Here is a 232-nt window from a genome sequence, read left to right on the forward strand (position 1 = left end):
GTCATTCGATGACAGCGTGTTCAGCGTTGATGAGCTGGAAAAAGCGGTAGTGGTGAAAATCGCCGATCGTCAGTGGCGTTATTCACGTTTCCCGGAAGTGCCGCTGTTTGGTCGTGCTGCGCGTGAAAGCCGTATTGAAAGCCTCCATGCCGAGCGTGAAGTGCTTTCCGAACGCTTCGCCACGCTCTCCTTTGATGTACAGAAAACTCAGCGTCTGCATCAGGCGTTCAGC

Annotated in this window: 1 protein-coding gene; it reads left to right on the forward strand. The window is 53.9% G+C overall.

Features of this window, described 5'->3' with window-relative positions; genetic code table 11:
• Positions 1-232, forward strand: a 232-nt coding sequence (locus tag SB756_RS35870; protein WP_410914005.1) for a hypothetical protein, incomplete at both ends; no start/stop codon positions are given.

Origin of the sequence: Pseudomonas sp. SIMBA_068, assembly GCF_046534705.1 — a bacterium.
GTDB lineage: Bacteria > Pseudomonadota > Gammaproteobacteria > Pseudomonadales > Pseudomonadaceae > Aquipseudomonas > Aquipseudomonas putida.